General features: G+C 66.8%; 12 protein-coding genes and 1 pseudogene. 4 read left to right on the plus strand and 9 right to left on the minus strand.

The features are described from left to right. A pseudogene (locus tag JHD80_RS01935) lies at window positions 1-189 on the plus strand (hypothetical protein); the annotation flags it as partial. 30 nt (window positions 190-219) lie between these two features. Beyond that, window positions 220-741, plus strand: a complete 522-nt coding sequence (locus JHD80_RS01940; RefSeq protein ID WP_199084686.1) for a GNAT family N-acetyltransferase — start codon at window positions 220-222, stop codon at window positions 739-741. Between the two features lie 18 nt (window positions 742-759). Here JHD80_RS01940 and JHD80_RS01945 read toward each other — a convergent pair whose 3' ends face one another. Then, window positions 760-1071, minus strand: a complete 312-nt coding sequence (locus JHD80_RS01945; RefSeq protein WP_199084687.1) for a DUF882 domain-containing protein — start codon at window positions 1069-1071, stop codon at window positions 760-762. 838 nt (window positions 1072-1909) lie between these two features. Between JHD80_RS01945 and JHD80_RS01950 the strand changes: the two genes are divergently transcribed. Both JHD80_RS01950 and JHD80_RS01955 read left to right on the plus strand, forming a co-directional pair. Beyond that, window positions 1910-3082 (plus strand): M20 aminoacylase family protein, encoded by a 1173-nt coding sequence (locus JHD80_RS01950; RefSeq protein ID WP_199084688.1) that lies wholly within the window; start codon window positions 1910-1912, stop codon window positions 3080-3082. Between the two features lie 11 nt (window positions 3083-3093). After that, a complete protein-coding gene (locus JHD80_RS01955) occupies window positions 3094-4200 on the plus strand; it encodes an NAD(P)/FAD-dependent oxidoreductase (protein WP_199084689.1) in 1107 nt (368 codons plus the stop codon). Window positions 4201-4350: 150 nt separating this feature from the next. On the opposite strand, the gene eda is transcribed toward JHD80_RS01955, so the two are convergent. The 8 genes from eda to JHD80_RS01995 all read right to left on the minus strand — a co-directional run bounded on the left by eda (window position 4351) and on the right by JHD80_RS01995 (window position 12803). Then, window positions 4351-4995: a bifunctional 4-hydroxy-2-oxoglutarate aldolase/2-dehydro-3-deoxy-phosphogluconate aldolase gene (eda, locus tag JHD80_RS01960; protein WP_199084690.1), complete on the minus strand. Its 645-nt coding sequence runs from the start codon at window positions 4993-4995 to the stop codon at window positions 4351-4353. A gap of 39 nt (window positions 4996-5034) precedes the next feature. Beyond that, window positions 5035-5721 (minus strand): 6-phosphogluconolactonase, encoded by a 687-nt coding sequence (gene pgl, locus JHD80_RS01965; RefSeq protein ID WP_199084691.1) that lies wholly within the window; start codon window positions 5719-5721, stop codon window positions 5035-5037. Then, window positions 5721-7223, minus strand: coding sequence for a glucose-6-phosphate dehydrogenase (gene zwf, locus JHD80_RS01970; protein WP_199084692.1), 1503 nt, complete (start codon window positions 7221-7223; stop codon window positions 5721-5723). The genes pgl and zwf overlap by 1 nt, the downstream gene beginning before the upstream one ends. 171 nt (window positions 7224-7394) lie before the next feature. Continuing rightward, a complete protein-coding gene (locus JHD80_RS01975; RefSeq protein WP_199084693.1) occupies window positions 7395-8147 on the minus strand; it encodes an ABC transporter ATP-binding protein in 753 nt (250 codons plus the stop codon). After that, entirely contained in the window at window positions 8144-9001 is an 858-nt protein-coding gene (locus JHD80_RS01980) for an ABC transporter ATP-binding protein (RefSeq protein WP_199084694.1), read from the minus strand. The genes JHD80_RS01975 and JHD80_RS01980 overlap by 4 nt, the downstream gene beginning before the upstream one ends. 4 nt (window positions 9002-9005) lie before the next feature. Continuing rightward, complete coding sequence (nikC, locus tag JHD80_RS01985; RefSeq protein WP_199084695.1) at window positions 9006-9911, minus strand: nickel transporter permease; 906 nt, start codon at window positions 9909-9911, stop codon at window positions 9006-9008. A 12-nt stretch (window positions 9912-9923) separates the two neighbouring features. Beyond that, window positions 9924-10988 carry an ABC transporter permease gene (locus JHD80_RS01990; protein ID WP_199084696.1) on the minus strand — a complete coding sequence of 355 codons (1065 nt, stop codon included), beginning with the start codon at window positions 10986-10988 and terminating at the stop codon, window positions 9924-9926. A gap of 210 nt (window positions 10989-11198) precedes the next feature. Then, a complete protein-coding gene (locus JHD80_RS01995) occupies window positions 11199-12803 on the minus strand; it encodes an ABC transporter substrate-binding protein (protein WP_199084697.1) in 1605 nt (534 codons plus the stop codon). Window positions 12804-12849 lie beyond the last annotated feature (46 nt).

Below are 12849 nucleotides of genomic sequence, written 5' to 3' on the forward strand. Positions count from 1 at the left end.
GTCCGCGAAATCGTCTGGGTGCTCCAGAACGGGCGGGTGCTGCTGGAGCCGGCGGCGGCCTGCGTGGTGGCCGCGGCCGTGGCGCGCAAGGACAGCTTCAGGCCCGACGAGCGGGTCTGCCTCGTGCTCTGCGGCTCGAATGTCGCGCTCGAGGATATCGAGGGCTGGCGCCAGAGCTTCGGCGCCTGAATCGCCCCGAACAGCATCCAGAAGCCGGCGATGAACGACCGACCGATCCCGACGCTGCAGACGCAGCGCCTCGTGCTGCGCCCCATGGTGGAGGCCGATTTTCCTGCCTATGCGGACTTCCTGGCCTCGCCGCGCGCGGCTGGGCTGGGCGGCCCGCTGTCGCAGCGGCAAGCCTGGGGCCTGTTCTGCCATGACATCGCCTGCTGGAGCCTGTTCGGCCATGGCGCGCTGATGATCGACAGGCGCGCGGACGGCACCTGCGTCGGCCAGGTCGGCATCAGCCACGGCCCGCTCTTCCCGGAGAAGGAGCTGGGCTGGCTGCTCTACGAGGGCCACGAAGGACAAGGCTACGCCGCCGAGGCAGCCTGCGCTTTGCGCGACTGGGCCATGCAGACACTCGGGCTGCGCGAGCTGGTCAGTTATATCGCGCCGGACAATGCGGCTTCGATCGCCCTGGCCGAGCGGCTTGGTGCCGTCCGTGACCCGTTGGCCGACAGACCCGATCCGGACGACCTGGTCTATCGGCACAAGCTCGCGAACGCGCCCCGCTAAAGAGCGCGCCCGCCTTCGTCAATTGCCGTAGCGGGCAAGCCGGGCATAGCGGCTGCGCTTGCTGGCCGAAGCGTAACGGCTGCGCTTGTGGCCGTACCAGGAGAGCTCGCGCTCGCCGATATCGGCATGCACCAGGCCGTTCGAGTAGGAACCGACGCCGCCGACGCTGGCGAGCGCGCGGGCGGCAGCCGCTGCCTTGCGCGGCGAGGTCGCCATCGGCCGAAAATCGATCGCCTTGCCGCTGTAGTGCTGCGAGTGGCGGGCATGGCGGCCGCCGCAGGTCGAGGTGATCTGGATCGGGCCGATCTTCGCGACGAGTTCGGCGATCATCGCCTTCGTCTCGGGCTTGAGGCAGCCCAGGCCTTTGACCTGGGGCTGAAAGGAGATTTTTTCAGGCGTGACATCAGCGAGGGCGGCGGCAGGCAAGAAACCGCACAGTAACGCAAACAACGACAAGCGACGCATCATCTACCAAACATGTAAGGGAAATTGGAAAGGATCAGGCCAGATAATCTCGATGGCCCGAGCGGATGCCGCCTCCGCTAATCGTGAAGCAAGGCCAAATCATGGCTGCGGTCTTTCCAGATTATTTCAGGCGCGTCATCCTGATCGCTCATGGCCCTTGGTCATGGCGCGATGATACAGGCGAGATTGGGTGGGGGAAACGCTGTCTTCCCGTGCGCGGTGCAGCGCGCAGCGGTGCGCCGCAGACACGGGACCGCGTAACGAGAAAGCGCCTCTCCTCGCGACTTCCGAGAAGGCGCTCTTTCCGGAGAGCGGTCCCGTGTCTGCGCAGCGGCATTCCATGCCGCAGCGCGCACGGGATGACCCGGTGGGTGGCAGGCGATCACGGAAACGGTGCGGAAGAAACCAGCACTGTCTTCCCGCGCGCGCTGCGGCATGGAATGCCCCTGCGCAGACGCGTGACGCGAAGGCGCCTATCCTCGCGGCCTCCGAGAAGGCGCCTTTTCCGGAGAACGGTCCCGTGTCTGCGCAGCGGCATTCCATGCCGCAGCGCGCACGGGATGACCCGGTGGAGAGCCCCGTCATTCCGCGAAGGCCCATCCCCTGCGCGCCACCGGCTTGGACAGGCGGGGTGCGGCTGGGCTAGCCTGCGCGACGGCACCCGCTTTCTGCGCGGTCGCCCCATACCATCTCAGAGGATACGATGCCCAAGACCGACATCATCGCGGCGCTCACCCCCGAAATCACCGCGATCCGCCGCGACATCCATCGCCACCCCGAGCTGATGTACGACGTGCACCGGACCGCCGGCCTCGTCGCCGACAAGCTCCGGGAATGGGGCGTCGACGAAGTCGCCACCGGCGTGGGCCAGACCGGCGTGGTCGGCGTCATCAAGGGCAAGGGCCAGGATTCCGGTCGCGTCATCGCCATGCGCGCCGACATGGACGCGCTGCCGATCCACGAGGAGACCAATCTCCCGCACCGCTCGACCGTTCCCGGCAAGATGCATGCCTGCGGCCATGACGGCCATACCGCCATGCTGCTCGGCGCCGCCAAGTACCTGAGCGAGACCCGCGATTTCGACGGCACCGCCGTGCTGATCTTCCAGCCGGCCGAAGAGGGCGGCGCCGGCGCCAAGGCGATGATCGACGACGGGCTGATCACCCGCTTCGGCATCCAGGAAGTCTACGGCATGCACAACAAGCCGGGCGTGCCCGTCGGCAAGTTCGAGATCCGCAAGGGTCCCGCGATGGCCGCGGCCGACCAGCTCCACATCAAGATCGAAGGCCTCGGGGGCCATGCGGCCGCGCCGCACCGCGTCAACGACCCGATCGTCGCCTCCTGCGCGCTGGTCTCGGCGCTGCAGACGGTTGCCTCGCGCAATGCCGATCCGCTCGACTCGATCGTCGTCTCGGTGACCGCGTTGAATGCCGGCGAGGCCTTCAACGTCATTCCGCAGACCGCGGAGATCAAGGGCTCGGTGCGCACGCTGACGCCGGAGACCCGCGACCTCGCCGAGAAGCGCATCGCCGAGATCGTCGAGGGCGTGATGAAGGCCTTCGGCATGAAGTACCAGCTCAATTATCGCCGCGGCTATCCGGTGACCTTCAACCATGCCGGCCAGACCGATTTCGCCACCAGCGTTACGAAGGAGGCCTTCGGCTCGGACGCGATCAACACCGAGGTGCCGCCGACCATGGGCTCGGAGGATTTCTCCTACATGCTGGAGGAGCGCCCCGGCGCCTTCATCAATATCGGCAACGGCGACTCGGCCGGCCTGCACAACCCGGCCTACGAGTTCAACGATGCGGCGATCCCGGTGGGCGTGAACTACTGGGCGAGCCTCATCGAGATCGCGATGCCGCAGCGCGGCTGACGGCACGGGCGATGAGCGACATCGATTGTCTGGTGATCGGGGCCGGCGTCGTCGGCCTCGCGGTTGCCCGCGAATTGGCGCTGGCCGGACGCGAGGTCGTCATCACCGAGGCTGCCGAGGGCATCGGCACCCAGACCTCGGCCCGCAATTCCGAGGTCATCCATGCCGGGATCTATTATCCGCCCGGCTCGCTGAAGGCCCGCGTCTGCGTCGCGGGCCGTGAGCTACTCTACCGCTACCTTGGGGAGCGCGGCTTGCCGCACAAGGCCTGCGGCAAGCTGATCGTCGCCACCTCCGAAGCCCAGAAGCCGGCGCTTGAGACGATCATGGCCCGCGCCAAGGCCTCGGGCGTAGACACGCTCCGCTGGCTCTCCGGCGCCGAGGCCAAGGCGATGGAGCCGGAAGTGCGCTGCGAGATCGCGCTGCTCTCGCCCGAGACCGGCGTGGTCGACAGCCATGCGCTGATGCTGTCGCTGCTCGGCGAATGCGAGGCGGCCGGCGGCTCGCTTGCCTTGAACACGCCGATCACCGGCTGGCGGCGCGAGGCGGATGGCTTCAGCGTCGAATTCGGCGGCGACGATCCGGCGACCTACAGCGTGCGGACCGTGGTCAATTCAGCCGGCCACGGTGCGCCGAAGCTGCTCGGCCTGCTCGACGGTTTTCCGGCTGAGCATGTGCCGGTGCAGCATTATGCCAAGGGCAATTATTTCGCGCTGACCGGCAAGCAGCCGTTCAGCCATCTGGTCTACCCGGTGCCGGAAGCGGCAGGTCTCGGCATCCACGCCACGATCGACATGGGCGGGCGGGTGAAGTTCGGGCCTGATGTCGAATGGGTCGAGCATGACCAGGATCTGGTGGTCGACCCTTCGCGGGCGGAGAAGTTCTACGCGGCGATCCGGACCTACTGGCCGGGGCTGGCGGATGGAGCTTTGGTCGCGGATTACGCCGGCATCCGGCCGAAGCTGCACGGGCCGACCGAACCGATGCCGGATTTCCGCATCGACGGACCTGAGGTGCATGGCGTGGCGGAACTGGTCAACCTGCTCGGCATCGAGAGCCCGGGGCTGACCAGTTCGCTGGCGATCGCCGAGATGGTGCGCGAAAAACTCGCGGCGTGAAGGGTGTCTTCCCGCACGCGCTGCTGCACGCAGTGCTGCTGCGCAGATGCGGGATCGGCCTCAGGAAAAGGCGCCCTCTCGTCATACGGTCCCGTGTCTGCGCAGCAGCACTGCGTGCAGCAGCGCGCACGGGGTGACAACCGCGAGTGATTACCCCCGCGCCTTCACGAACGCTTCCTTCGCTTCACGCGCCAGCGTCTCGATCCGCTTCCAATCGCCGGCAGCGATCGCATCGGCGGGGACCAGCCAGGAGCCCCCGACGCAGATGACCTGAGGCAGGGCGAGATAATCGCCGAGGTTCTTCAAGCCGACGCCGCCGGTGGGACAGAAGGTCATCTGCGGGAACGGGCCGGAAAGCGCCTTCAGGGCCGGCGGGCCGCCGGCCTGCTCGGCCGGGAAGAACTTCGCGGTCGTGCGGCCGGCCGCGACGGCGCGCATGCAGTCGGAGGCGGTCGCGACGCCCGGCAGCCAGGGCAGGCCAGCCTTGCGCAGGGCTTCATCGACGCTCTCGCTGAAGCCGGGGCTGACCACGGCCTGCGCGCCGGCATCCTTGACCTGCTGGGCCTGGGCGGGTGTGACCACCGTACCAGCCACGGCAAGTGCCTTCGGCACCGATTTCGCGATGGCCGCGAGGGCTTCCATCGCAGCGGGACGGCGCAGCGTGACCTCGACGACATCGATGCCGCCGGCGACCAGCGCATGGGCGAGATCGACGGCGCGCGAGGCGTCCTCGATCACCACGACGGGGATCACGCCGCAGCTCTTCAACCGGGCAATCGCGGCAGTCTCGTCCATGGCCTCGTCTTTCAATCGATTTGAACTGGAAACCGGGCTCTACTCCTTCGCCCAGTAGACGTCGAGCCCTCGCGCACTACCGAGCAGAAGATCGACCGGCAGCGGCTTCTGCTCGCGCTCGGGGGCGGCCTTCAGCACGGCTTCCTTGGCGGCGCCGGAGACGAGCAGGCTCGCCCAGCCCGCGCCGAGCAGGCGAGCCGGCGAGAGCGACAAGCGCGGCGGCAGGCCCGGCGGGCGCGCGACGACGATGCCGCTGTCCGGCACCGCGTTGAAGGCGGCTTCGGCACCGGGAAAGAGCGAGGCGATATGCCCGTCCGCGCCCATGCCGCTGACGAGCAAGTCGATCTCGGGCAGCTCGGCCAGCTTCGCGCCAAGCACGGCGGCGGCAGCCTCAATGTCGCTGCCATGATCGTGGAAGGACAGGAACGCGGCGCGCCCTGCGGCCAGCGGGGCAAATTGCGCGCGGATCATGCGCTCGTTCGAGGCTGCGTCATCGGCCGCGACGAAGCGCTCGTCGGTCGGCAGCAGCGTGACCTGCTCCCAGGCCAGGTCATGCTCGCCGAGCGCGGCGAGGAAGCCGGCCGGGGTCGTGCCACCGGGCACGGCGAGAAGCGCCCTGCCCTGCCCGTCGAGCAACGTTTTCAAGCGGATCGCGACGGCCTCTGCCAGTGCCTCCGAGGCATCGGCCAGCGTGGCGAAGCGGTGCCAGGCGAGCGGGCCGGCCATCAGACCAGATCCGGATCGGCCCAGGAACGGCCGTCACGCTCGATCAAGCCGATCGCCTGCGACGGGCCCCAGGAGCCGGCGGCATAGCGATGCGGATGCGGATAATAGTCCTGCCAGCCGGCGATGATCGGATCGACCCAGGTCCAGGCCTGCTCGACCTCGTCGCGATGCATGAACAGCGTCTGGTCGCCGCGGATCACGTCGGTCAGCAGGCGCTCATAGGCGTCCGGCGTGCGCTCGTCGAAGGCGGTGGAATAACGCAGGTCAAGCTGGCGCGGCACGATCTTGAGCCGGCCGGAGCCCGGCACCTTCATCATCAACTGGAGTTGCACGCCGTCGTTCGGCTGCAGGCGGATGAAGAGGCGGTTGGCGTCGAGCCGGTCTCCGCCGCCATTGCCGAAGATCGAATGCGGCACCGGCTTGAAGGTGACGGCGATCTCGGAATAGCGCTGCGCCATGCGTTTTCCCGTGCGCAGGTAGATCGGCACGCCGGCCCAGCGCCAGTTGTCGACCTCGCAACGGATTGCGACGAAGGTCTCGGTGTTCGAGGCATGGCCGAGTTCATCGGCGTAGCCCTTGACGCGCTGGCCGTCGATCTGGCCGGGTCCGTACTGCCCGCGCACGGTATAGCGCTGGACATCCGGCCCGACGATCGGGCGCAGCGCCTTCAAGACCTTGATCTTCTCATCGCGGACGGCGCCTGCCTCCAGCATGTTCGGCGGCTCGATGGCGAAGAGGGTCAAGAGCTGCATGAGATGGTTCTGGACCATGTCGCGCATATGCCCGGACTTGTCGTAATAGCCGGCACGCTGCTCCAGGCCGACCGTCTCGGCCACGGTGATCTGGACATGATCGATGTCTCGGCTCGACCATGTCCGCTCGAACAGCGTGTTGGCGAAGCGCAGGACGAGCAGGTTCTGCACCGTCTCCTTGCCGAGATAATGATCGATCCGGTAGGTGCGGCTTTCCGGCAGGATGCGCGCGACGGCATCGTTGATCGCCCGGGCCGAAGCGAGATCGCGCCCGAGCGGCTTCTCCAGAATGACGCGCGAGGTCGGCGTCAGGATATCGGCCTTGGCGAGGTTCTCGCAGATCGGGATGAAGAGGTCGGGTGGCGTCGAGAGATAGAAGGAGCGGACGCGGTCGCTCTCGCCAAGCGCCTTCTTCAGGGTCTTGTAGGTCTCGGGCTTCAGTGCATCGAGCAGCACCATGGTCAGCCTGCGCAGGAAAGGCTCGACCTGATCCTTCGGGATGCCCTCCTCGTCGAGGCGCTTGGCGATCTGCTTCGGCAGCCCTTCGACATCCTCCTCCTTGCGGACGATGGCGAGGATGCGGCTCTCGCCGGGCAGGACGCCCTCGCGGTTGCGCTGGGCCAGCGCCGGGAAGAGCTTGCGCAGGGCGAGATCGCCGCCCGCGCCGAAGATCACGAGATCGAAGGGCGGGACCGGCGTCCGCTCGGGAATAGTCTCGGGCCGAAGCACGTTGTCCACGATGGCGTCCATAGGTCCTGTAACTCCGTCAGGCGGTGCCGGTTCGCTGGACCGGCGCGAAACCTCGCCAGCCGGTCGCAATCCGAACCGGACACGAAGCAGCTAGCGCAAGGCTGCGACCAGAGTGAGACGGATTTGCCGCGCTGCAAAGAGGGGGCGGCGCAGGGCCGCTGCCCTCATTGATCAGCCCGCGCGCCGGAAGCCCGCGCTCGCGGTCAGCAATTGCTGGGCATAGGCCGTCTGCGGCTGGCGGGCGGCCAGCGTCTCGACCGTCATTTCCTCGACGGCGCGGCCGAACTGCATGACCAGCAGGCGCTCGCACATGTGCCCGACGACCGCGAGATCGTGGCTGACGAGGATATAGGTCAGCTTGCGCTCCTGCCGGAGCGCCGCGAGCAGGTTCAGCACCTCCGCCTGGATCGAGACGTCGAGCGCCGAGGTCGGCTCGTCCAGCAGCAGGATCGAGGGTTCGAGCACGAGAGCACGCGCGATCGCGACGCGCTGGCGCTGGCCGCCGGAGAGCTGGTGCGGATAGCGGAAGCGGAAGGAGGCCGGCAGGCCGACATCGGAAAGCGCCTTGCCGATCCGGGCCTCGGCGTCGCCGATGCCGTGGATGGCGAGCGGTTCGGCCAGCGTGTCGTCGACCGTCTTCTTGGGATGCAGCGAGCCATAGGGGTCCTGGAAGACCATCTGGACATTGCGATAGAAGGCCTTGTCGCGGACCTTGGGCTGCACCGCGCCCTCGATCGCGACATTGCCGCTCCATTCCCGGTTGAGGCCGGAGAGCACGCGCAGAACGGTCGACTTGCCCGAGCCGGACTCGCCGACGAGGCCGTAGCTCTCGCCCTTGCGGACATCGAAGGAGAGGTCCTTCACGACATGGGAATCGCCGAAGGAGACGTTGAGCTTGTCGACGGAGATCGCTGCGTTCGTCATGCCAACCACGCCGGGTCACGGTTGAGGGTGGCGAGCTTCGCCCGGGGATGGTCGAGGTCCGGCAGGCATTCCAGCAGACCGAGCGTATAGGGATGGCGGCGGCTGCGCGCGGCGGTGTCGGCCAGTTCGGCCGCCGGCAGCGCCTCCATCACCTTGCCGCCATACATCACGATGACGCGGTCGCAGAAGGACTGCACCAGATGCAGGTCGTGGCTGATGAAGATCAGCCCCATGCCGCGCTCGGTGACGAGATCGTCGAGGATCTTGAGGATCTGGAGCTGGACGGTGACGTCGAGCGCCGAGGTCGGCTCGTCGGCGATCAGGACCTCGGGCTCCGCGATCAGCATCATCGCGATCATGACGCGCTGGCCCATGCCGCCCGAGACCTCGTGCGGATAGAGGTCGTAGACGCGGGCGGGCTCGCGGATCTGCACCTGCTCCAGCATGGCGAGGCTGCGCTCGCGGGCCTCGCGGGCGCCGGCCTTGCGGTGGATGCGATAGGCCTCGGCGATCTGGCTGCCGACGGTCTCGACCGGGTTCAGCGAGAATTTCGGGTCCTGCATCACCATGGAGATATGACGGCCGCGAAGCTTGCGGCGCGCGCCCTTGTCCATGGTCGTCAGGTCCTGGCCGCGGAAGCGCATGCGGTCGGCGCTGACGGCGCCCGGATGCGGGATCAGGTCGAGAATGGCGCGGCCGGTCATCGACTTGCCCGAGCCGGACTCGCCGACGATGCCGAGCCGCTCGCGGCCGAGCGTGAAGGACAAGCCGCGCACGGCCCGGACGATGCCGGTCGGCGTGTGGAAATCGACCTTGAGATTGTCGATTTCGAGAAGAGGCTGTTCGCTCGTCATCGGCTCACCTCGCATCCATGACGTCGCGGAGCCCGTCGCCGAGCAGGTTGAAGCCAAGCGCGACGATACAGATGGCGACGCCGGGGAAGGTCGCGACCCACCACTGGTCGAAGATCTGCTCGCGACCGGCCGAGATCATCGCGCCCCATTCCGGCATGGGCGGCTGGGCGCCGAGGCCGAGGAAGCCGAGGCCGGCGGCGGTCAGGATGATGCCGGCCATGTCGAAGGTGGTGCGCACGATCAGCGAGGACATGCACATCGGCACGACATGCTTCCAGATGATGCGCGCCTGCGAGGCGCCCTGCAGGCGCATGGCTGCGATGTAGTCCTGGTTGCGGATCACCATCGTCTCGGCGCGGGCGACGCGGGCATAGGGCGGCCAGGTCGTGATCGCGATGGCGATGATGGCGTTGACGATGCCGGGGCCGAGCGCCGCGACGAAGGCCAGCGCCAGCACAAGGCGCGGGAAGGCGAGGAAGACGTCGGTGATGCGCATCAGCAACCGGTCGACCCAGCCGCCGTAATAGCCGGAGATCGCGCCGATCAACAGGCCGAAGGGGCCGACGGTGACGACGACCAGCAGCACGATCACCAGCGTGATCCGCGTGCCGTAGACGATGCGGCTGAAGATGTCGCGGCCGAGCGCGTCGGTGCCGAACCAGTTGGTCGACGACGGCGGCAGAAGCCGCTTGTCGAGCGCCTGGGCGAGCGGGTCGAACGGCGCGATCAGAGGCGCGAAGGCGGCGATCAGCAGCAGCAGGACGATGATGGCGAGGCCCGCCACCGCCATCGGGTTGCGCTTGAAGGCGAGCCATTGCCGGTAGAGCTGGCCGAGGCGGGCCTGACGACGCGACTCAGGCGAGTCGCTGATCAGCCAGGCATGCAGGCCCGCGGAGGAGGTATCGCTCATAAATCCATCTCCTCAGCGCACGCGCGGATCGGCGAGGCGGCCGATGATGTCGGTCAGGAGATTGACCGCGATGAAGACGACGCCGACCACCAGCGTGCCACCGAGCACCGCGTTCATGTCGGCGTTGAGCAGCGCATTGGTGAGATAGCGGCCAAGCCCCGGCCAGGCGAAGATCGTCTCGGTCAGCACCGAGCCCTCCAGCAGATGCATGTAGGAGAGCGCGATCACGGTGAAGAGCGGCACGGCGGCGTTGCGCAAGGCGTGGCGCCAGATCACCGCGGTCTCGGAGACACCCTTCACGCGGGCGGCGATGACATATTGCTGCTGCAGCTCGGTGATCATGAAACTGCGCGTCATGCGGCTGATATAGGCGACCGAGAGCAGGCCGAGCACCAGCGCAGGCAGGATCAGATGCGAGAAGGCGTCCCAGAACGCCTCCCATTCGCCCTCCAGCGCGGCGTCGATCATGATGATGCCGGTGCGGGTGGTGACGATGTCCTGCCAGACGACAGAGATGCGACCCGGGCCGGAGACCCAGCCGAGCTTGGCGTAGAACAGCAGCAGCGCCATCAGGCCGATCCAGAAGACCGGGACGGAATAGCCGACGAGGCCGACGACGCGGGCGACCTGGTCCTGCCAGCGGCCCTGGTTGACGGCGGCGAGGATGCCCAGCGGCACGCCGATGAGGACGCCGATCAGCGTGCCGAGCGTGGCGAGCTCCAGCGTCGCCGGGAAGACGCGCTTGATGTCCTCGGTGACCGGGTTCGAGGTCAGCACGGAGGTGCCGAGATTCCCGGTGAAGACCTTGCCGATATAGATGGCGAATTGCTGCCAGAGCGGCTTGTCGAGGCCGAGCTCGATGCGCGCCGCCTCATAGGTCTCGGGCTTGGCGTTGTCGCCGACGACGGCGAGCACCGGGTCGATCGGGATGACGCGGGCGATGAAGAAGGTGACCAGCAGCAGGCCGAACATGGTGATGACCACGGTCGTCAACTCGCGCGAGAGCGCACGGCCCCAGCGGCCGAGCCTTCCCGACGACGCCGCCTTGGCTGGGGGAGCTTGTGTCACGGCTGTCATGACCCGCCTCCGTTTCTTTGGCCTGATGCTCAGGCGGACCAATCTTGCGTCGTTCCGGGCAAGCCGCGAAAGCGGCGCCGATCCGGAATCCATCATAAGGCGCTGAGCTCTACGACGGATTCCGGGTCAAGCCCGGAATGACGGTCTATCGAAATGAGGGAAGCCCGCCGCGGCTTTTCACGGTCGCGGCGGGCGTTCGAGGCTGAGGCCTCAGTTCTTGACGATGGTGGCGTAGCGATTGGTGTCCGAGGTCGGCCCGATCGCCCAGCCGTTGACGTTCTTGCGCTCGGCCGAAACCTCGACCTGCTGGAACATGATGACGAAGGGCGAGACCTTCTGGTGCTCGCGCTGCAGAGCCTCATAGGTGGTCTTGCGCTTGTTGGCGTCTGATTCCAGCACGGCGCTCTGGGTGACCTTGGTCATGTCCGGGATGTCCCAGGCATTGCGCCAGGCCAGCGTCTTCGACTTCGCGTCCTCGCCATTGTCCTCGTTGATGGCGAAGGTCTCGGCGTTGGTGTGCGGGTCGAGATAGTCCGGGCCCCACTGGCCGATATAGATGTCGTGGGTGCGGGCACGGTACTTGGTCAGGGTCTGCTTGCCGTCGCCGGGGATGATCTCCAGCTTAACGCCGGCCTGGGCCCAGGTCGCCTGGATCGCCTGCGCGATGTCGGTGATCGGCGCGACCGAGCGGGTGTCCATGGTCACGGTGAAGCCGTTGGCGAGACCGGCCTTGGCGAGCAGCTCCTTCGCCTTGGCGACGTTGAGCGCATAGGGCTTGTCCGAGATCGCGCCGAGGAAGCCCTGCGGCAGGAAGGCCTCGTGACCCTTGTAGGTGCCCTCGAGGATGTTCTTCTCGATCGAGCCGTAATCGACCAGCAGCTTCAGCGCCTCGCGGACTTCGGGCTTGGCGAGGTTCGGGTTCTTCTGGTTCAGGCCGAGATAGAGGATGTAGCCCTTGTCGCCCTGGACGATCTTGATCGCGTCGTTCTTCTTGACGGCCTCGAGCTGGTCCTTCGAGAGGTTGCGGGCGATGTCGACGTCGCCCTTCTCGACGAGGAGGCGCTGCGAAGCGGGCTCCGCGACATGGCGCACGACGATGCGCTTGCTCTTCGGCGCGCCCTTGTACCAGTTTTCGTTGGCGTCGAGCGTGTACTGCTCGTTCGGACGGTAGCTGCGGACCTTGTAGGCGCCGGATCCGGCCGAGTTCAGCTTCAGCCAGCCATTGCCCCAGTCGCCGTCCTTCTCATTGGCCTTGACCAGCTTCGAGTCGACGATCGCGGCGACGCCGGAGGTCAGGCAGTTATAGAAGAAGGTCGGGGCGTAGGGCTTGGAAACCGTAATCTGGACGGTGTTCTCGTCGACCGCCTTGACCTTGTCGAGCACGTTCTCGGCGACGAAACCGAACTGGCGCAGGATGAAGCCCGGCGACTTGTTGAGGGTGACGGCGCGCTGGAAGGAATAGACCACGTCGGCCGCGGTCAGCGGGTTGCCGGAGTGGAACTTGACGCCCTTGCGCAGCTTGAAGGTGTAGGTCAGGCCGTCGGAGCCGACGCTCCAGCTCTCGGCAAGATCCGGGATCAGCTCGTTGTTCTTGGTGATATCGACGTTGATCAGCTTGTCGTAGACATTGGCGCCGACCTCGACGCCGGAAAATTCGAAGGCCTCGGCCGGATCGAGCGTGATGATGTCGTCGATCTGCTTGGCCATCACGATCGTGTCCTTCGGCGTCTGCGCGAAGGCGGCGGTGGTCGACATCAGGGCCGCAAAGGCCGAAACCGCCATCAACTTGGCTACGTGACGCATCGATTTCCCCATTGTTGGTGTTTCGCGGACGCTAGCCGCCCGTTGGGCGCTATCTGCA

It is taken from the genome of Allobosea sp. ASV33 (assembly GCF_016428755.1).
Taxonomy (GTDB): Bacteria; Pseudomonadota; Alphaproteobacteria; order Rhizobiales; family Beijerinckiaceae; genus Allobosea.

Excerpts from the sequence above, each read along its gene's own strand:
- JHD80_RS01980 (WP_199084694.1), bottom strand. The coding sequence starts at position 9,001 with ATGACGAGCGAACAGCCTCTTCTCGAAATCGACAATCTCAAGGTCGAT.
- pgl (WP_199084691.1), bottom strand. The coding sequence starts at position 5,721 with ATGGCCGGCCCGCTCGCCTGGCACCGCTTCGCCACGCTGGCCGATGCC.
- zwf (WP_199084692.1), bottom strand. The coding sequence starts at position 7,223 with ATGGACGCCATCGTGGACAACGTGCTTCGGCCCGAGACTATTCCCGAG.
- JHD80_RS01945 (WP_199084687.1), bottom strand. The coding sequence starts at position 1,071 with ATGATCGCCGAACTCGTCGCGAAGATCGGCCCGATCCAGATCACCTCG.
- JHD80_RS01990 (WP_199084696.1), bottom strand. The coding sequence starts at position 10,988 with ATGACAGCCGTGACACAAGCTCCCCCAGCCAAGGCGGCGTCGTCGGGA.
- JHD80_RS01955 (WP_199084689.1), top strand. The coding sequence starts at position 3,094 with ATGAGCGACATCGATTGTCTGGTGATCGGGGCCGGCGTCGTCGGCCTC.
- nikC (WP_199084695.1), bottom strand. The coding sequence starts at position 9,911 with ATGAGCGATACCTCCTCCGCGGGCCTGCATGCCTGGCTGATCAGCGAC.
- JHD80_RS01940 (WP_199084686.1), top strand. The coding sequence starts at position 220 with ATGAACGACCGACCGATCCCGACGCTGCAGACGCAGCGCCTCGTGCTG.
- eda (WP_199084690.1), bottom strand. The coding sequence starts at position 4,995 with ATGGACGAGACTGCCGCGATTGCCCGGTTGAAGAGCTGCGGCGTGATC.
- JHD80_RS01950 (WP_199084688.1), top strand. The coding sequence starts at position 1,910 with ATGCCCAAGACCGACATCATCGCGGCGCTCACCCCCGAAATCACCGCG.
- JHD80_RS01975 (WP_199084693.1), bottom strand. The coding sequence starts at position 8,147 with ATGACGAACGCAGCGATCTCCGTCGACAAGCTCAACGTCTCCTTCGGC.
- JHD80_RS01995 (WP_199084697.1), bottom strand. The coding sequence starts at position 12,803 with ATGGGGAAATCGATGCGTCACGTAGCCAAGTTGATGGCGGTTTCGGCC.